An 18,317-nucleotide genomic window follows, 5' to 3' on the forward strand; every position below is an offset into this window, starting at 1 on the left:
AGAATAATTTACTTTGTTTATCTGTAAATGAATTGGTGATTTGAGCAGTGAAAATTCGATGAGGGGTATATGGATTTTCCAGTATACAAAATCAGTATATTGCTGATTAAACAGCCATTCAGATTTTTAAACAGTTATTTATGCTCTGCTGGAAAGATATTCGGAGGGTAAATTTACTTGATTTAGCATTAAATATGCATTTACACTTGCGACCCCAATTTTGGGTTAATTAATAGAAAAAAACAGTAATCATTATTACATTAAGAGGAAATAATTATGTCTAATCTGTTTACTCGCACACAACCATCCAGTCGCAATTACGGTGTAGCCTTTTTTGCCGGTATTATGGGCGGTCTGGTTTCTGCATTTGTGAAATCAGGTACGGAAGGAATAATGCCGCCACGAACCCCGGATCGTATAGCACCGCCCATTCAGATGATTCAGGATATGGGTATTGATATTCACAGCATGGTTTACACCTATTCAGATCAGGTAGTGAACTGGGGTGGTAGTACCATACATATTCTGTTTTCAATTGTATGAGCTATTATTTACTGTATAGCTGCTGAAATTTTTCCTAAAGTTAAATTATGGCAGGGTCTGGCTTTTGGTATTGGTGTAACTATTCTGTTTCACGGTATTATGCTGCCGGTGCTGAATTTATCTCCGGCACCATGGAATCTGCCGTTTGATGAATTGTTTTCTGAACTTGTTGGTACGCTATTATGGATGTGGACAATTGAAATCTTCCGCCGCGATCTGCGTAACCGCCTGACCGAAAAACCGGATCCGGAGTTTCAGTAAAACTCATCTGATTTATGCATGATGTACCGGCTTATATGCTTAAGACCGGATACGATGCCCGTGTATATCTGTAACAATCGGGAAAATATTATTTAGCCGCTATTCCTGATGATACAGACATGCACGGGCATTATGTTAAGCACTTCTGCCTGCTGGCTTTGGTGCTTTGTGATGGATGAAATCATGATGATGGCAGGCTTAATCTTTTTTCAGTGCTTTGATTAGTTCCGAAGTGTCAGCTCTTTCCATGTAATTGACATTGATATAGGAAAAGATAACTTTTTTATTTTGGTCGATAATATAAGTGGCTGGTATGGGCAGCTGATAACTGTCATCGCCATTAAAATCAGGCAGATTTGCACCTAAGTTTTTGTATAAATTTCTGACATTCTCAGGTAAGGTAAATACCAGACCGTACTGTTTGGCTATCTGATTACCCGTATCCGATAAAATAGTCAGATTAATATTGTGTTCCTGTATTAATTGAGCGCTGATATCAGGTTTTTGCGGAGAAATAGCGATAAAGTGAACGTCTTGAGTATCGAGGATTAATTTCAGATTTTGGTTAAAGTGTTCTAATTCTTTAACACAAAACGGACACCAGCTGCCCCGGAAAAAACTGAGAATGACTGGTTTTGTTTCCAGTAATTTATAGAGTTCGATTTTTTGATTATTTGGCGCTACCAGAGAAAAATCTGGTGCGGTATCTCCGCTTTTTATGGCATGGCAATCTAAATTCTGCGTAAGCATTTCTGATAATGAATTTCCCATTACATTCAATACTTCTGCAGGTAACTGGGTAAACATATCTTGCTGTATTGATTTTAGTTCTTCAATTATTTTCATTATGACTTTCCTGTTGTGAAACGTTTTGATGAATTTGTTGCAGAATTTTTTTAAATATCGTTAATTCTTCAGCAGATAAATTTTGGGTTATTTTTTCTATCCACTGGCTGTGCTGATGCAGAATTTCTTTAACCAGTTTAGTGCCGGTATCAGTTAATGAGACGAGGGAAATTCTTTTATCCTGACTGGCAGTTCTTTTTGAAATCAGTTTTTCATTAACTAATGAGCTGATTAGTGTTGTTGTTGATGCTTTGGTTATGCCTAATAATTTAGCAATTTCTTGTAATGACAGCTCAGGGTATTCTTTTAACAATACTAAAATAATCAGCCTGCTTTCGGATAAATGAAATTGCTGCAGACGTTTGGCGCATTCAATATCAATAGTGTTTGCAACGGATAATAGAGTAAAGCATGTCTTAATTTTATCCAGATCTGCAATTTTTTCTTTTTCCAGAACGTTACAAAAGGATAAATAACGGTTTTTAAGTTGCATACGGTTATTTCTATAAATTAGTTAGTGACCTTACTATTTATTAATTATAGTATAGACTAGGAAAATTATTGTCAATAATTTCAGAATTGTATTGTTATGGTAAATTGATATGAATGGTTGTGTTTGCTGTTTTCCGGATGGTTGTAGTAATTAAGAATTTATTTGTTTTCTTAGATATTTCTGAAATTTTTTGCTTGATGTCTAGGATAAATTGAATTGTCGTAACCATGCCGGCAGAAAGAGAAGCTGCAAACGTTTTCATTTATTAGGACTGATATTTACCATGACATTTATTACACAGGGTTTTTGTTTCCTATCATGATAAAAGCTATGTGTGCGGTGCTTTGATATTTAAAATAAAAATGTTAATTATGATAATTAGATGTATATGCGCCGGGTAATAATAACAAATGTCGTTTTAGGTGAAAATAAGTGAAAAGTTATTGTTTTTGTTATAAAGTATAAATACTTTGTGCAGTTTGCCTTTATAGCTTGTAGTTAGAAGATTTTTATTTTTTATGTTAACGGGGGAAGTGAATATGGCTTTACAACTTTATGATGAAGAGTTTAATAGTCGTTTGTTGTTAGGCACTGCTGCTTATCCCACACTCGAAGTACTGCGTACGGCAGTAAGGAAAGCGCAGCCGGCTATGATTACGGTTGCTTTACGCCGGCAGAGCGCAACTTCGGCAGAGCATGGGCAGGGTATATGGGGATTGTTGCAGGAGCTGGCTGTACCGATTCTTCCTAATACTGCCGGTTGTCTGAGTGTAGATGAGGCGGTAACAATTGCGCAGATGGCTCGCGAGGTATTTGAGACAGACTGGATTAAGCTTGAACTGATTGGTGATGATGATACCTTGCAGCCGGATGTATTTCAGCTGGTGCGTGCAGCCGAAATCCTGATTAAAGAGGGTTTCAAGGTACTGCCATATTGTACTGAAGATTTGATTGCCTGCCGTCGCTTGCTGGATGCCGGTTGTCAGGCACTGATGCCATGGGCTGCACCGATTGGTACCGGTCTGGGACCGGTACATGAATATGCTTTGCATGTCCTGCGTGAACGCTTACCGGATATTCCTCTGCTTGTCGATGCAGGGCTAGGCTTACCTTCGCATGCGGCAAAAGTAATGGAGTGGGGTTTTGACGGGGTATTGCTGAATACCGCGGTTTCACGTAGTGGCTTGCCGGTGATGATGGCAGAAGCGTTTGCACTGGCTATTAATGCAGGAAGAATGGCTTATGAAGCGGATCCGGTAGTACCGAGAGACAATGCACAAGCCTCTACACCTCAGGTCGGACAGCCTTTCTGGCACTATGCTTAACTATGTTTTCATTTGTCACTGAATACTGAGTTTGTGTGAAATGGCTTAGCGGTTCTTGCTTAACAGTTGCCGGATAAGGAGAATTCTCCCACATATTGAATTGAAGAGCAGCAAACTGATTAAGATTAGTATTCAATAAAAGACCTAAAGCGTATATAAGCTTTAGGTCTTTTATTAATTATTCTGTCCTGTTTAATTGATGCAGATAGTAATTAAACAGGACAGATTTTTGGGTATTAATGATTCAGATGGTCTGTATCGGTATAGGTAATGCGTTTTTTCAGTTGCTGACGATATAAAGGCAGGAACATGGTCAGCAGAATAAACCACACTGGTGTGGCGATCAGACCGGTAAGCGTATCTTTATCCTGACTGAACAGGTACAGAACAAAAACGAAAAATATCAGGCAGGCATAACACATGGGTATACCCAGAGGCATTTTGTAAACTGAGCGCGCATGCGCTTCAGGATAAAGCCGGCGGTAGCGTAGATAGGCAATCAGAATGACTGCCCATACAAAAATAAAGCAAATACTGGATACGGTGGTGACAATCGTGAATACTTTCATTACGTCGCCTTCCGCATAAAGCAGAACAACGCCAATCAGCAGCAGAGCACAAGAATATAACAGACCGTTTTGCGGCACTCCGTTGGCGGACAGCTGCGCAAAAGCCTTCGGACCAACACCGTTTTTTGACAGACCGTACAGCATACGGCCGGTAGAATACATACCGCTGTTGGCGGAAGACAGTGCAGAGGTGAGTACAACAAAATTAATAATAGTGGCCGCAGCACTGATGCCAATCAGGGTAAACATATTGACGAACGGGCTGCGGTCGGGGGCGACCATATTCCACGGGGTAACCGTCATAATAATGGTTAGTGCCAGTACGTAGAAAATAATGACACGCACCGGTATTTTATTAATGGCAGCCGGCAGGGTGGTATTTGGATCATCTGTTTCGGCTGAAGCGGTACCGACCAGCTCAATGCCGACAAAAGCAAAGATAGCAATCTGAAATGCGGCAAAAAAACCTGACCAGCCATGAGGCATCCAACCGCCGTAAGACCATAAATTGCTGATTTTAGCCTGAATGCCGCTGGGGCTGGTAAAGCCGGTTAGTAATAAATAGCCGCCACAGCCGATAAGTGCGAGAATCGCCAGAATTTTAATCAGGGCAAACCAGAATTCCAGTTCGCCGAAGAGTTTGACCGATAACAGATTCAGCGCCAGCAGGATGGCAATGCAGATAATGCCGGGCAGCCATAATGGCACTTCCGGCCACCAGAACTGAGTATAACCGGTAATCGCTACAATATCTGCCATACCAATCACTACCCAGCAAAACCAGTATGACCAGCCGACATAATAACCTACAGTCGGATTCAAGATATCGGTAGTGAAATCGACAAAAGATTTGTAATGCAGATTGTGCAGCAGTAATTCACCCATGGCACGCATCACAAAAAACAGAAATGCGCCGATGATTATATAGGTAAACAACACAGATGGTCCGGCCAGGCTGATCGTTCGACCTGAACCCATAAACAGACCGGTGCCGATTGCGCCACCAATAGCAATCAATTGTAAATGTCGGTTTTTCAGTGTGCGTTTTAACTCAGGTGGTCGGCTCATGGTGTATCCTTTACAGACTGGAAAACAAAACAAAAATAGAAAACATGGTTTTATTTTTAGAAGTGTATACGTTGATATAAAGTTAATTATGATAAATATATATGCTGCTAACCACAGACTGGTTCATCACTATGTTTATATACATTCATTGATATAAGCATTTTTACCGGTACATACCGGTTCGAATTTGTAATACTTTATCACAGTTTATTGTTGTTGCCGGCAATATCTGAATATAGTTGTTGAGAATGAGAGGCTGTTGTATTAAGGTGATGGTGTTACCGGTTTTAGACCGGTATAAAAAGACATAATAACAGATAAATAAGGAAGGAGAGCTTGTCCATGCGCGCAATCCAGACCGGATTAGTGGTGGGCTATGGTTTTATTGTGATGTTTATCAGCACAGCAATAAAAGGGGTTTATCAGGTTTATTTTACCAGTCTGGTAGATCATTATGCTGTGAGTATTGAAACAATGGCTCTGGTTGGTGGTTTTTTTGGCCTTGCGCAAGGTATTTACTCAGCATTAGTCGGTAAGCTGTGTGACCGTTGTGGTGCTGGTCATGTTCTGTTATCGGGAATGCTGGCAGCTGCCTGCGCATTTTTGCTGTTTTCCTCTAATAACAGTTTCATGACTTTTGTGCTGGGGTTTCTGCTGCTGGCTGCATATGCGGTTGCTGCCCTGACTTTTGTACCGGTCAGTATTCTGATTGACAGATATGTGATACCTGAGCGGCGCCAGTTTGCGTATGTGCTGGCCACTAACGGTATCGCTGCCGGTCTGATGATATTGTCTCCTCTGTGGATTTATCTGGACGGGTTTATCTCATGGCCGATGCTTTGTGCTATTCTGGCCGGTGTATTTGCCTGTCTGGCTATTGTTCCGGCATTGCTGAACTGGATGGAAGGTATCTGGGTGCCTGAAAAAGTAATAGTGCAGCCTGCAAATATATCATCTAAATCTAAGCCTAAATCTAAGCCGGTCAGCCAGAATATTACCGCACCTTTACCCCGTTACTGGTATCTGGACCGTCGGTTTGTGCTGTCTGCCTTAGCTTTTTCCGGCTGCGGTACGTCAATGATTTTTATTGATGTACATTATGTTCCGGCAATACAGGAAATATTAAGCCAGAATGAAACCGCCAATCTGTTTACCGGTACTTCACTGAGTTTGCTGGGGCTGGCAGAAACCGTGGGCAGTGTACTGATTGGTTATCTGGTGGCTAAAAAAGTATCTCTGCCTTTATTGCTGTGTCTGCTGTATATCGTGCGCTGTATAACCCTGTTGGCACTGGTTTTGTGGCCGGAGCCGGTGATGGTACCGCTGTTCGGGATTTTTTTCGGAATAACTTATATGGGAACCGTCATTATTATATCCCGTCTGGCCGGTTCTATTTTTGGTTATCGGTATAAAGGCTTTATTTTTGGTGCATTTTTTCTGATTCATCAGATTAGCGGTTTATTAACCGCCTGGCTTGGTGGTTTGCTGCGGGTATATTGCGGTAGTTATTTTCCGGTTATCTGTTTTGTTGCCGTATGGATGGCATTATCAGCAGCTGCCTCTTTATTGTTATCTATGCTGAAAAAAAATGGTGGTTCTGATAACGGTGGTCGTTATCAGGTTAAATATGAACAATAATTGCCAATTCTGCTATTAATAGCCGGCAGGAATTGAGAACGGCGAACATGGCCGTATTTAAAGATAATTATGTTGCCGGACAGGGCATGATGAGGTTGATTGTATTGATGGCAGTCGTACAATAACCAAAACAGATTTGAATAAAGAGTGTTAATGATGAGTGAAGAAAAAGTGGTTCATTATCTTAAAGATTATCAGGCACCGGATTTTGCGGTGGCTGATATTAATCTGACTTTTACTCTGGACGAAGCTTATACCACAGTAATCAATCGTATGACTGTTGTACCAAAGCAGACGCAAAAACCTTGTGTGCTTGATGGCAGTGCGGAACTATTGCAGATTGTTTTAGATGGTAAATCCTTATATCCGCATGAGTATGCTGTGGCAGATGAAAAGCTGATTATTCATACGGTACCGGAAAGACAGTTTGTACTGGAAATCACGACCAGACTGTATCCGGCACAAAATAAAACGCTGATGGGTTTATATGAATCCGGTGATAATCTGTATACCCAGAATGAGCCGGAGGGCTTCCGTAAAATTACTTATTACTTTGACCGTCCGGATGTCATGAGCCAGTTTACCACCACCATTATTGGTGACAAAGAACAGTATCCGGTTATGCTGTCTAACGGTAATCTGATTGATAGTGGTGAGCTGGATAATGGTCGTCACTGGGTATGCTGGCGTGACCCGTTTGCCAAGCCAAGCTATCTGTTTGCTCTGGTAGCAGGCAAGCTGGCGGTGCTCGAAGGCAGTTTTACTACCTGTAGCGGTAAAGAAGTGGCGCTGAAATTTTATACCCGTCCGGAAGACCGTGCTAAGGCAGGTTTTGCTCTGGAGTCGCTGAAGCATGCCATGCAGTGGGATGAAGAGCGCTTTAATCTGGAATATGATTTAAATATTTTTATGGTGGTGGCTGTTGGTGATTTTAATATGGGCGCCATGGAAAATAAGGGCCTGAATATTTTCAACACCAAATATGTGCTTGCCAGCAGTGATACAGCTACAGATGCTGATTTTGAGGCGATAGAGGGTGTAATCGGGCATGAGTATTTCCACAACTGGACAGGTAACCGGGTCACTTGCCGGGACTGGTTTCAGTTGTCGCTGAAAGAGGGGCTGACCGTTTTTCGTGATCAGGAATTTTCAGCCGACCGGGCCAGCAGAGCTGTACGCCGTATTCATAATGTCAGGGTATTGCGCAGTATGCAGTTTGCGGAAGATGCCGGTCCGATGGCACATCCGGTACGACCGGCTTCATACGAAGAAATGAATAATTTCTATACGCTGACTGTGTATGAAAAAGGTGCCGAAGTGGTACGTATGTACCATACTCTTCTCGGTGAAGCCGGTTTTCAGAAAGGTATGCAGCTTTATTTCCAGCGGCATGACGGACAGGCTGTTACCTGTGATGATTTTCGTGCGGCTATGGCTGATGCCAATGGTGTTAATCTGGAACAGTTTGCGTTGTGGTACAGCCAGGCCGGTACACCGCAGGTTAAAGCACATGGTGAATATGATACGGAAAAACGTACATTTAGTCTGCATTTGCAGCAATCTATTCCACCCACTCCGGATATGCATGAAAAACAGCCAATGGTGATTCCGGTAAAAGCCGGTTTAATCGGTAAAGATGGCTCACCAGTTTCGTTCCGGCTGGATAACAGTGATTCTGTGGTTGAGGAAACAGTACTGGTATTTAATCAGGCTGAACAGACTTTTGTCTTTAATGATGTAACACAAGAAGTTATACCGTCATTATTGCGCGGATTCAGTGCTCCGGTGAGACTGGAGTATCCCTATAGTGATGCTGATTTAATGCTGTTACTGGCGCATGATAGTGATTCTTTTGCCCGCTGGGAGGCAGCACAAACTCTGTACCGGCGTGCCATTACGGCAAATCTGGCTGCGCTTGAAGCCGGTCAGCCTGTACCACATCATGCCGCGCTGGCTCAGGCCATTACGGCAGCACTGAATGCTGATATTGATCCGGCGTATAAGGCAGTATTGTTGCAAGTGCCGGCTGAAGCAGAATTGTGGGAAGATGCTCAGAGCATTAATCCCGAGCTGTATGTTCGTGCACGTCAGGCACTGTTGCAGGATCTAGCATGCAGTATGGAGGATACGCTGACACACTGGCGTCAGTGGGCTGATGAGCAGGAGCAGAACAGTAAACATGCTGCTCCGCAGGAGTACCATCCTGATCTGGCCGGTATTCGCAGCCTGCGCAATACTTTACTGCAATGGGGCGTACAGGCCAGAGCAGAATTATTGCAAAGCATTGCTGCCGAGTATCCGCAGCGGGCTACCAATATGACTCATGAATTCGGAATGCTTCTGGCCATTAATCATTTGGCTGATACAAAGCGTAATGAGTTATTAGACCAGTTTGCTCAGCGCCATGCTCATGATGATTTGGTCATGGATAAGTATTTTACTCTGATAGGCAGCAGCCAGCGTACGGATACTCTGCAACAGGTGCAGGCAGCATTGCAGAACCACGCTTTCAGCTTAGAAAATCCAAATAAGGTACGTTCTTTACTGGGTAGCTTTAGCCGTAATATTCAGCACTTTCATGCAGCCGATGGCAGTGGTTACCGTTTTATTGCTGAGCATATATTGCATATTGATGGATTTAATCCGCAGGTGGCTTCTCGTCTGGTACAGGCATTTAATCTGTACGGCCGGCTGGAACCGCAACGCAAAGCCTTGATGGCTGAGCAGTTACAGCGGATTCAAAAACATGACGGGCTGTCCAAAGATAGTCGTGAAATTGTAGATAAAATTTTTGGCTAAAAATTTTAATTTTATTATTTCAAAAAAGTTATCTGGTATTGTCGATTTTTTAGCAATACCAGATAATTTATTTCAAAATGAAAAAACAATTTTTACTTAATGGTGTTCAGTAATATTTGAATTTAATTTTTCATTTCGTAATTCCGGTGGTAACGGGTCATGATCCAGATTTTTCAGAAATTGTAGTAATGATCCGCCTGACAATACTTCAATATTTGTGCTGTTTTGAGAACTGAAAAATTCGGGGAGATGTGTTAATTGTGTGCTTGAAATTCCCAGCCATTCTGCCAGACCCTGTAATAATTCCAGTCCACTTCGCTGAGCACTGTTTCGTAGCTGAGTGGTTTGATCACTGTTTATTATAACTAAAGGAACATGATAGTTTTCATAATATGAAGCACCGTGTCTGAGTGTAATATCTGCATCGTTACTTTTACTGTGTGATAATCCATGATCACTAAAATATAAAATAGTGAATGGTTGCTTGGTTTTTTCTAAAGTAAGATAAATCTGTTGCAGTAATTTATCAGTTTCTTTAATAGTATCTATATAGCAATTCAGTGTATGATTGTTTATATAATGAGCAGGTTCGTTTCTGAGTCGGGCACAGATATCTGGATGTGAACCCATTAAATGTAAAACAAATAGTGTATTATTGTTTTTACTTTGCTGTTGTAAAAGAAATTTCTCAAAAGGTTGAATTAATTCATCATCATAGGTGTTTTTGCCAAAATCATACATTGCTTTTTTTAAAAAAAAGGTTTTTTGTGCTTGTGTTGCTATTGATGAAACCAATGTGTCATAACGACCTATTGCGCCTTGATTAGATAGCCATATCGTATCCATATTGGCTTTTTGAGCAAGGGTCAGTACGTTATCCCGGATACTGACTTCTTTATAATTATTTTTGTTTAACGCCAGACTATGAGATAAAGAGATTTGCGTATTGGGTCCGGCAGAATACAGATTTTCCATTATATAATTTGCATTTTTATCAAGGAAGGGAGTATTATTAAATTTCATTCCGTATAAATGCAGATAATCTGCACGAACACTTTCACCTATTACTAGAACATAATATTTGTAATTTTGTTTTATATTATTTATTTTCCAGTTATCAGGCTGATTTAGATTTTCATGCAATTTATGTAATTCATTTAAATAATAATTAATATTGATACCCGTATCTACTAAAAACTCTAATGGCTGGGCATGTAAGGGAAATCCAGTATATTCTTCATCCTTATAATATTCTTTCTTTGTTAAACTTACCGTAATTAAAAGAACAATTATTATTGGAATAACTGAATAACGGGCAGGTAGTTTTGGTAAAATGGGGCGGCAATTTAGTTTCATTGAGATTAACGGTATAGTCGCCAAAAACAGAGAATTCAGATAAGTTGTCCAATGAATAGTGGTTATATATTCAAGAGTTTCTTTTTCATCTGTACTGAACAATGAGGCAATTATACCAAAGTTGGGTGTTCCATAATTGACGGCTGTCGGATGATATAGAAAAATAATAACTGAAGTCAGAATGGTGTAAATTTTCCAGATTTTTGGGGAAAACAGTTGCAGAAATAAAAAGACACAGCAACTGGTAATAATACTGACTGATGTTATCGGATAAGACAATGCAATTAAAATGATTGTACTGAGTATCAATTGAGATGAGATACTAATGAATACTTTATAAATAAATGATTTCATTATATTTTAAGGTGATGTTTGAAATTATTAAGATTAAATATAAAGTATTCTTATTAATAAACAGTATTTAGCTGGAATTATGTAAATTATACTATAGAAAATCTTAACAAATTAATAACAATAGAATGCTTTCAGTATTTTGTTATCATTTGGATATGCAGACTATATGGTAACATAAACCAAGAGTTCAAATATAGAATTTATATTTATTGCTCAAGCAGCAGTCTGCCCAGATAGTCATTTTCTTTGGCCATTCCTGGTAAAACAAAGAAAAATCCGCCGCCGAATGGTTTGATATAACGTTCCATCGGTTCGCCATTCAGGCGGTTTTGGGTATCAATAAAACCTTTTTTCAGGTCATTCTGATAGGCAACAAAAATCAGACCCATATCAAGTTGACCATTGGGTAATACACCCAGCGAGTAACTGAAACTGCGCCGGCGCAGTTTGGCTACGTGCCGTTCAGGAATACGTGGTTCTGCACGGCGCATGTGTGAATCAAACAGAATGCGGTCGCCATGAGGGTCACTGTTCATTTTCGGGTCATCCATTTCATGCTGCATACCAATGGGTGCTCCGCTGGTTTTGTAACGGCCAAAATCATTTTCCTGATCTTCGAGCGGGGTTCTGTCCCAGAATTCGAGATTGAAGCGAATCAGACGGATTGCCTGATAACTGCCGCCCAGACACCATGCCGGTTCCTGGTTGTTCTTGGTTACCCATACCAGTTCATCCATCAGTTTGCTATCGCTAATGGAGCCATTACCGGTACCGTCTTTAAAACCAAACAGATTAATAGCGGTAGTGTGATTGTCGATATCTCTGGCCGGCAGAAATCCGTCCATTTTCCATACCGGCACCATATACTGATTACAATGACTAATCAGATCGCGCAGGGCATAAATGACACTTTCGCGGCTGTTGGCGCAGAACTGGATTGATAAATCTCCGCCGCACCATGCTTTTTCCAGCCGGTCGTTGGGAAAGCGGGGCATAGGAATCAGTTTTTTGGGTTTGAGCTGAGACAGACCAAAACGCTGGTCAAACAGGCTGGCACCCACGGCCAGGGTAATTGTCAGTGAGTCGGGAGACAGATTATGACCAAGCAGCCCGGATTCTGCCGGAGGAAGCTGGTCATTTTTTCCTGCTGTGAGTGTTTGTGGTCTGGTGAGATAGGCAATACGTTGTGAAATCCGCTGGAATAACTGTTGCAGCTCTTTTTTGTTTTTTACAGTAACGTTGAAGACAACAAAGATAGCTTCTTTGGTGTCGGGGGTGATTACGCCGGCCTGATGGCTACCCCAGTAATCAACGGCCTGATTGTAATCATGAGTACAGTTGCCGGCCGCATTGGCTGCTTTGACGGCGCCAAGACTGGCGATACCCAGCCCTCCGGCCAGCAGCATTTTCATGCTATTGCGTCGCGTAGTGCTGGCCGGATTGTCTTCAGGCGAGGCAGCTGAGACAGGCTGATGTCTGAAGGTGTTTTTAGACATAACTTAAACCTTAATGAGGATATTTATAATAAACACGTATACTTAGTTGCGCCCTAAGCTGGGCCAGCCGTGCTGTCTGCGTACTTAGTAAGGAATACAGGATATCGTGATCTGTCTGACTGAGCCGGCTGAAACTTTGGAATTGGTTCTGGGGCAGTTGATAATGCTGCAGAATGGCAAAAATCTGCTGGTAACCATGATTCAGTGCTTTACGCTGCTCTGCCGGAATAAAGCTCTGCAGATGGTGCATGATTTGTGCTGAACCGGTTACATTGGCATGGATATCGGCCAGATCACTGTGGCTATACTGATTTTCTTTGCCGGCAAGTTTGGTTTGCAGAATCATTTCCAGAAAGTCGGATGCTGACTGAACTATTTTGGCAATATCCAGATCATCGGCAGCTACACGTTTTTGTAAATCAATAATTTCATATTGCAGATTGCTGTTTTCTGCCTGTGCTTGCTGTAGGTCTTTGAGTTTAAATAAATCATATTCTAAACGGTGAAAACCGCTGAAATTCGGATCATCGGTACCTTGCAGATAATAATCAGCGCGCGAATTAATATTCTGGTCGGCATTACCAAACAGTTTAACGATAATCCGTACTTGTTCGTAACTCTGATGGGCACGGATATAATTTTGTTGCGCCTGTTGCAGCTGTCCGTTTTTGCAGGCATTCTCAATCGCATTAAGATATTGCTGAGTGGTTTTTAGTTGCAGTACAACTTCCTGCTGATAATTACGAATTGCTGACTGGTATTTTTCCGGAGTGGGAATATCCCCTTTTGCGACTACAGCATTAGAATCATTGATAATTGGTGCCCGTAAACCATGTGCTACAGCAATGGCAGGCACCAGTAAAGAGCAAATAATAAATAGTGTACAGAACTTATTCTGTGTCATTTAAAATTTTCCTTAAGAAGAGCTGTATGGCGATTAATAGCAGGAAACTAACAAATGAAATGATGCTAAACCATACAGGCGGCGAATTATAGGCAGAAATTAAGTCAGGAAAGCTGTCGGACAGAAAGCTATTGTCAATAAAATGTGAGATTTTCACTGCCGGCCACATTATAATATCAGGAAGGGGTTCATTGTGTGTCGACAGATATACACCTGCTTTGACATATGAGGGGAAAATCAGAACTAACATTATAATACTGGTTATGATAAGGTATTTTTTCAACTGCATGCGGCGGCTAATTACAACAAATGGATAAAATGTCAGGGCAGATACTGCAATGCCGAGAATTACCGCAAGGCATAAATTAGTATAATCAGGATTATTCAGCTGTCTGATCTGACCGGACAACCATAAAATAACTTCATTGCCTGCACAGGCAATGGTAAGCGCTGCTATGAACATGGCTGCTGTCCATGAACGTGCCATCTGTTGAGCTTTTTTCTGTTCCTGTGCTGATCCCATGCTCAGGATAAACTCAAACATCAAAAACACAACTAAAAATGTCAGTAAAGTAATCAATATCAATATGCTCATCATAAGCATTTTTTGATTTTTATCGGGAATATATCTGAACACGCCACCGATAATTGCTGCCAGAAACAGTACACCGAGTATCAAGCCGCTAAACAGATGGCGCATCCCGCTTTTGCTGTCCGGATTATGCTTAATCCATGAGTAAATAATGCCGACAACAATCAGTGTTACAAAGCATTCACGCCAGACAATAAAAAAGGTTTGTTCCATTCTATATCTCGTTTTATTTTAAAATTAACTGATTAAAGACCTGTTCCGATTGAAATTTATACAGGGTTTTTCAGTGCAATTGTAGCAACTGATGAAGCATTGCGCCGATTACTTTTTATTGTGACAGCAGGGGACAAACGTGACATATCTTTTGTTCGTATTCACCATATTGCAGCAAGTAACAGATATGGTTGATAAGGGCGTTAAGTGTCTGGGGCATGATTTTCAGCCTGAGCTAATTATCAGTAATGCTAGAGAAGGATAAGGCTGTATAAAAACAATCAAATCATGATTAAATGGTGCCGGTAAATCATATGCTGAAGAAATAACCGGCACATGCCCAAAGTAAGTAAATCAGATATGTAGCAGGTTTTGCCTTATTTGGATTTTTTCCTTAAAAACAATATAGCCATTAATAACCAGAATACACCAAAAGTAATGACGCTAATCCACATTGGCTGGGAGCGGTAGGCAAACAGTGAGGAAGCAAAACTGCCGATCAGACCGCTATCGTCAATAAAGTATGAGGTATCCCACGCCGGGCTAATGAGGAAATCAGGAATTGATACATCATGCTCCAGCAGCATATTGGTACCGTCTTCAACAGCTCTCAGCAATAATGAAATGGCCAGAAATAACAGGACAATACCGGTTATGGTAAAAAATTTTTTCCATTGGATGAAGCGGCTGGTTAGAATAAATGCATAAAATGTCAGAGCAGATACTGCTATGCCGATAAGTACGGCAAGACAGAAATCGGAGTAATTTTGACTGTTCAGCTGCATAATCTGGCCGGACAGAAATACGACAATTTCACTGCCTTCACGGGCAATAGCAATGGCTATAATAAACAGAGCTCCCCACCATGAATTGCGGGCTACCTGTTGTGCCATTTCCTGTTCCAGGGATGATTTCATATTTCGGGCGTGTTTGTTCATCCAGTACACCATTTGCACAATCAGTATGCAGGCAACAGCAGACATGCCCATCATAAACATGGTTTGATGGTCATCGGTAAGCGCTTTGAATACGCCGTTGATGATTAATGCCAGTATGACAGAAATCAGTACACCAAGCCCGACACCGCCAAACAAATAACGCATACCATGACTACTGTCAGGATTACGTTTAATCCATGCATATATAATGCCGACAACCAGTAATGCTTCGAAACATTCACGCCAGACGACAAAAATTGTTTGTCCCATTGTATTTCCTGCTTTTATTTTACTATTAACTGCCCTTTGGGCTTATTCAGATGAAAGTCATCGAAAAAGATATAGGTACCGGGTTTTTTCGGGGCGATGACGACCACTGATGAGGCGCCCGGGGCGAGTACTTTTTCTTTGACCAGTTGGGTACTTTCAAATTCGACGGGACCTTTGCCAATATTGGTAACCTTAATGCGAATAATCTTGTTGGCTGGTGCATTGAGGGTCAGGGGAATCAGATCACCATCTTTCATTTTCAGTTCCAGAGTGACTTTATCGTCAGCAATGGCTGAAAATGAAAACATAAGACTGCATAAACCCAATAAGATAAGAAGAAATTTTTTCATAACAGATATTCTTACAGTGAAAGGTGTTGTGGCAGTAATAATGTAATTAAGGGATTATTCAGCCAGTTGAAGCTAGAATAATCCCTGATCACAGCCAGTTAAATGCGATTAATAGCTGCCTTTGCGGCCTACACCGGCATAATCAAAATCCCAGCTGACTTCAAATGGTTTGAACCATGGTGCTACGCCGGTTTCTTTGTCAATATGGCGAGCCATCTGGTTGGCTGTTGGTGGGGAGATACGGTAGGTAACACGATATTTGCCCAGACCATTCAGTTTGATGTTGTCACCATAGTGGGGACCGTCATTGGCAACCATAGACATGAATTTACCTGAATGTTCGAATTTGCCTTTAGTCAGTTTGGTAATGGAGTATTCTATATTCAGATTGGGAATCCAGTCTCCTTCGGCAAAGCCGTTAGGATTACCTTCTGTTGCATGAATATCGGCTTCCATGTGCACGTCGGATTTGCTGGCCGGCAAATGCATATTACTGTGATCCATGCCATCAGTGTCCATAGTAATAGGCGGCAGATATACACCGGAAATTTCCATTCCGTTTTTAATAATAGGTTTGCCCATGGGGTATTCCTGAGCAAAGGCTGCCATTGATACAAGAGCGGCACTGGCGATAGCAATTTTTTGTAACAGCATTTTATAATTTCCCTATTTTATTCATATTGAGACAAATTGAATCAGATATGACTGCATATCAATTGATAAGGATTATCAATATACTCCTTTTACCAATGTTAGAAAATAATTAAATTATGTTTTTTACTGGTGTTTATTGTTATTTATTGTGGTGCAAATAACAGTAATTTTTTGAGGTTGTCCGTAAAAGTGTCTTATAAATAACAAATCTAAATTGACAATTGAATATATCCTTTATTAATAAATATATAGATTAAAAAAGCTGAAAACGCCGGCTGGAAATGGTTTCAGCCGTTATCAATCTTAATCTGGTCGTTACCAACCGGAAAACTGATGGAGGAATTTCTAAATTATTTGCTGTTGTGGTGCAGGCAAACTATTGATATATAAGTTAAGTAATGTTAAATTAAGCTTGTGGTTGTGATAGCGCTGGTTATGGAAATGATCAGCCGGAACAGATTCCGGATAGTACTTTAATTGGTATGTGTTAGTTTGAAGTAGAAAACTGTTCGGGCTGGTTTGGTGGTATGAATAAACAGTTATCGAAAATAGTTGCCTATGGTGAAATTACTATAAGCAGAAAATGATTAGGTTCTGTGTACTGCCTGCCATATTTGTTGTGCTATGGGTTCTATCCCTTGCCAGAGCAGGGGTTCCCAGTTATGCTGTTTGCAGAATGAAAATACCAGGGTTTCGGCACTGATGATGCTGTTACAGGGCTTGAAAACCAGCAACCCGCTATCCTGCCAGTCTGAGTCGGCTTTGATGATATAGGGTGACAGGATATAGGCTGTATATTCGGTAATTTCCTCTGGTTCGTTATGCCATTGGCTGCCGAGTGATGTAGTTTGTTGTATATAATAAAGTGCAAAGGGGTATTGCAGTTGTAGATTGTCGTGCAATGCTGTGGATAGCGCATTCTTGTCAGGCGCAAGAAGTTTCATTGTTTATTCTCCCTTTGTATTTTATGCTGAATGAGTAATTGTATGAAGTATGTAGTATATCTGTGTATCAGGACGACACCTGATTGTCAGTAGTTTTTGGACAAACAGGTTAGATTGTGGTTTCTGAAAGGGGAGATTTGCTTTGTAGATGTTCATATCATTGCCCTTCTCTTTAATCATGAGACCGCAAGTGTGCTGTTAAACACAGATGGCGGCAGACAAATGGCAGGGTTGACAGACCGACAAAGAGTATACCGGTAGGCGTAAAGCCTCCCTGCCACTGTCCACCATGAAAAAAAGCGGTGGCAATGGGTTTTTACAGACCAACGCTACTTTTTTGGTAAGTAGCAAAAAGTCTGCCTCTTTGTTCAGCCTGTCAAAGCTGGTTACGCTATTGAACGTAACGTCTTTATCTTGCCGCTAAAGCAGGGAACTGTCAATTATTGACTCATATATATGTATGAGTTATCTGATATGCATTTTCATTCCGGGTAAAAATGGTTTGTTTATCCGGATTATTAAGTCTGTTTTATGACTGAAAAGCCAGTTTTTATTTTTTTGGCATGTATTGCCGGCTGTTATGTATTTTGCATATTTTTATGATAAATGCGAGATTAAGCAGACGATTGTGTAATTACTTATTGTATACAGGACAGAATATCTTTAACTGCAGCCATATTCGCTGAACAGGCTGTGATGACTAT

At 41.0% G+C, this 18,317-nt stretch carries 15 protein-coding genes and 1 pseudogene; 5 read left to right on the forward strand and 11 right to left on the reverse strand.

From position 1 onward, the window contains the following. The first annotated feature begins 345 nt into the window (after positions 1–345). Positions 346–804, forward strand: a pseudogene (locus H3U73_RS09055) (YagU family protein). 198 nt (positions 805–1,002) lie between these two features. On the opposite strand, the gene H3U73_RS09060 reads toward H3U73_RS09055, so the two are convergent. After that, a complete protein-coding gene (locus tag H3U73_RS09060; RefSeq protein ID WP_078475514.1) occupies positions 1,003–1,650 on the reverse strand; it encodes a peroxiredoxin-like family protein in 648 nt (215 codons plus the stop codon). Then, positions 1,637–2,143 (reverse strand): MarR family winged helix-turn-helix transcriptional regulator, encoded by a 507-nt coding sequence (locus tag H3U73_RS09065; protein WP_084551393.1) that lies wholly within the window; start codon positions 2,141–2,143, stop codon positions 1,637–1,639. Before H3U73_RS09065 ends, H3U73_RS09060 begins: the two co-directional genes overlap by 14 nt. A gap of 539 nt (positions 2,144–2,682) precedes the next feature. Here H3U73_RS09065 and H3U73_RS09070 point away from each other — a divergent pair. Then, a complete protein-coding gene (locus tag H3U73_RS09070) occupies positions 2,683–3,468 on the forward strand; it encodes a thiazole synthase (protein ID WP_198190418.1) in 786 nt (261 codons plus the stop codon). A gap of 236 nt (positions 3,469–3,704) precedes the next feature. Here H3U73_RS09070 and H3U73_RS09075 read toward each other — a convergent pair whose 3' ends face one another. Beyond that, positions 3,705–5,105, reverse strand: a complete 1,401-nt coding sequence (locus H3U73_RS09075) for an amino acid permease (protein WP_084551395.1) — start codon at positions 5,103–5,105, stop codon at positions 3,705–3,707. A 342-nt stretch (positions 5,106–5,447) separates the two neighbouring features. Here H3U73_RS09075 and H3U73_RS09080 point away from each other — a divergent pair, with 342 nt between their 5' ends. Both H3U73_RS09080 and pepN read left to right on the forward strand, forming a co-directional pair. Beyond that, positions 5,448–6,743, forward strand: coding sequence for an MFS transporter (locus H3U73_RS09080; protein WP_084551396.1), 1,296 nt, complete (start codon positions 5,448–5,450; stop codon positions 6,741–6,743). Between the two features lie 156 nt (positions 6,744–6,899). Then, complete coding sequence (pepN, locus tag H3U73_RS09085; protein WP_198190449.1) at positions 6,900–9,542, forward strand: aminopeptidase N; 2,643 nt, start codon at positions 6,900–6,902, stop codon at positions 9,540–9,542. Positions 9,543–9,638: 96 nt separating this feature from the next. Here the strand turns inward: pepN and H3U73_RS09090 are convergent, their stop codons facing one another. From H3U73_RS09090 to H3U73_RS09105, 4 genes are all read right to left on the reverse strand, one after another. Then, positions 9,639–11,252, reverse strand: coding sequence for a phosphoethanolamine transferase (locus H3U73_RS09090; protein WP_084551398.1), 1,614 nt, complete (start codon positions 11,250–11,252; stop codon positions 9,639–9,641). Between the two features lie 206 nt (positions 11,253–11,458). Then, the gene (gene efeB, locus H3U73_RS09095; RefSeq protein ID WP_198190419.1) at positions 11,459–12,748 is read right to left on the reverse strand and encodes an iron uptake transporter deferrochelatase/peroxidase subunit; all 1,290 of its coding nucleotides are present in this window, start codon (positions 12,746–12,748) and stop codon (positions 11,459–11,461) included. 10 nt (positions 12,749–12,758) lie between these two features. Beyond that, positions 12,759–13,652: an EfeM/EfeO family lipoprotein gene (locus H3U73_RS09100; protein ID WP_198190420.1), complete on the reverse strand. Its 894-nt coding sequence runs from the start codon at positions 13,650–13,652 to the stop codon at positions 12,759–12,761. Beyond that, entirely contained in the window at positions 13,639–14,457 is an 819-nt protein-coding gene (locus H3U73_RS09105) for an FTR1 family protein (protein WP_198190421.1), read from the reverse strand. Before H3U73_RS09105 ends, H3U73_RS09100 begins: the two co-directional genes overlap by 14 nt. A 139-nt stretch (positions 14,458–14,596) precedes the next feature. Here H3U73_RS09105 and H3U73_RS10770 point away from each other — a divergent pair, with 139 nt between their 5' ends. Further along, entirely contained in the window at positions 14,597–14,722 is a 126-nt protein-coding gene (locus H3U73_RS10770; RefSeq protein ID WP_255516570.1) for a hypothetical protein, read from the forward strand. Positions 14,723–14,834: 112 nt separating this feature from the next. Here H3U73_RS10770 and H3U73_RS09110 read toward each other — a convergent pair whose 3' ends face one another. The 4 genes from H3U73_RS09110 to H3U73_RS09125 all read right to left on the reverse strand — a co-directional run bounded on the left by H3U73_RS09110 (position 14,835) and on the right by H3U73_RS09125 (position 17,613). Further along, positions 14,835–15,665: an FTR1 family protein gene (locus tag H3U73_RS09110; RefSeq protein WP_198190422.1), complete on the reverse strand. Its 831-nt coding sequence runs from the start codon at positions 15,663–15,665 to the stop codon at positions 14,835–14,837. 14 nt (positions 15,666–15,679) lie between these two features. Further along, the gene (locus H3U73_RS09115) at positions 15,680–16,015 is read right to left on the reverse strand and encodes a cupredoxin domain-containing protein (RefSeq protein ID WP_025331587.1); all 336 of its coding nucleotides are present in this window, start codon (positions 16,013–16,015) and stop codon (positions 15,680–15,682) included. A gap of 108 nt (positions 16,016–16,123) precedes the next feature. Further along, complete coding sequence (locus H3U73_RS09120) at positions 16,124–16,669, reverse strand: iron transporter (protein WP_025331586.1); 546 nt, start codon at positions 16,667–16,669, stop codon at positions 16,124–16,126. A 587-nt stretch (positions 16,670–17,256) separates the two neighbouring features. Beyond that, positions 17,257–17,613, reverse strand: coding sequence for a hypothetical protein (locus tag H3U73_RS09125; protein ID WP_025331585.1), 357 nt, complete (start codon positions 17,611–17,613; stop codon positions 17,257–17,259). Positions 17,614–18,317: the final 704 nt, after the last annotated feature.

This window comes from Snodgrassella sp. W8124 (genome assembly GCF_016100875.1).
Classification (GTDB): domain Bacteria; phylum Pseudomonadota; class Gammaproteobacteria; order Burkholderiales; family Neisseriaceae; genus Snodgrassella; species Snodgrassella alvi.

Coding starts and splice junctions, on each gene's coding strand:
- H3U73_RS09080 (WP_084551396.1), top strand. CDS start 5,448: ATGCGCGCAATCCAGACCGGATTAGTGGTGGGCTATGGTTTTATTGTG.
- H3U73_RS09070 (WP_198190418.1), top strand. CDS start 2,683: ATGGCTTTACAACTTTATGATGAAGAGTTTAATAGTCGTTTGTTGTTA.
- H3U73_RS09075 (WP_084551395.1), bottom strand. CDS start 5,105: ATGAGCCGACCACCTGAGTTAAAACGCACACTGAAAAACCGACATTTA.
- H3U73_RS09100 (WP_198190420.1), bottom strand. CDS start 13,652: ATGACACAGAATAAGTTCTGTACACTATTTATTATTTGCTCTTTACTG.
- H3U73_RS09110 (WP_198190422.1), bottom strand. CDS start 15,665: ATGGGACAAACAATTTTTGTCGTCTGGCGTGAATGTTTCGAAGCATTA.
- H3U73_RS09105 (WP_198190421.1), bottom strand. CDS start 14,457: ATGGAACAAACCTTTTTTATTGTCTGGCGTGAATGCTTTGTAACACTG.
- H3U73_RS09115 (WP_025331587.1), bottom strand. CDS start 16,015: ATGAAAAAATTTCTTCTTATCTTATTGGGTTTATGCAGTCTTATGTTT.
- H3U73_RS09120 (WP_025331586.1), bottom strand. CDS start 16,669: ATGCTGTTACAAAAAATTGCTATCGCCAGTGCCGCTCTTGTATCAATG.
- H3U73_RS09090 (WP_084551398.1), bottom strand. CDS start 11,252: ATGAAATCATTTATTTATAAAGTATTCATTAGTATCTCATCTCAATTG.
- H3U73_RS09065 (WP_084551393.1), bottom strand. CDS start 2,143: ATGCAACTTAAAAACCGTTATTTATCCTTTTGTAACGTTCTGGAAAAA.
- pepN (WP_198190449.1), top strand. CDS start 6,900: ATGAGTGAAGAAAAAGTGGTTCATTATCTTAAAGATTATCAGGCACCG.
- efeB (WP_198190419.1), bottom strand. CDS start 12,748: ATGTCTAAAAACACCTTCAGACATCAGCCTGTCTCAGCTGCCTCGCCT.
- H3U73_RS09060 (WP_078475514.1), bottom strand. CDS start 1,650: ATGAAAATAATTGAAGAACTAAAATCAATACAGCAAGATATGTTTACC.
- H3U73_RS09125 (WP_025331585.1), bottom strand. CDS start 17,613: ATGAAACTTCTTGCGCCTGACAAGAATGCGCTATCCACAGCATTGCAC.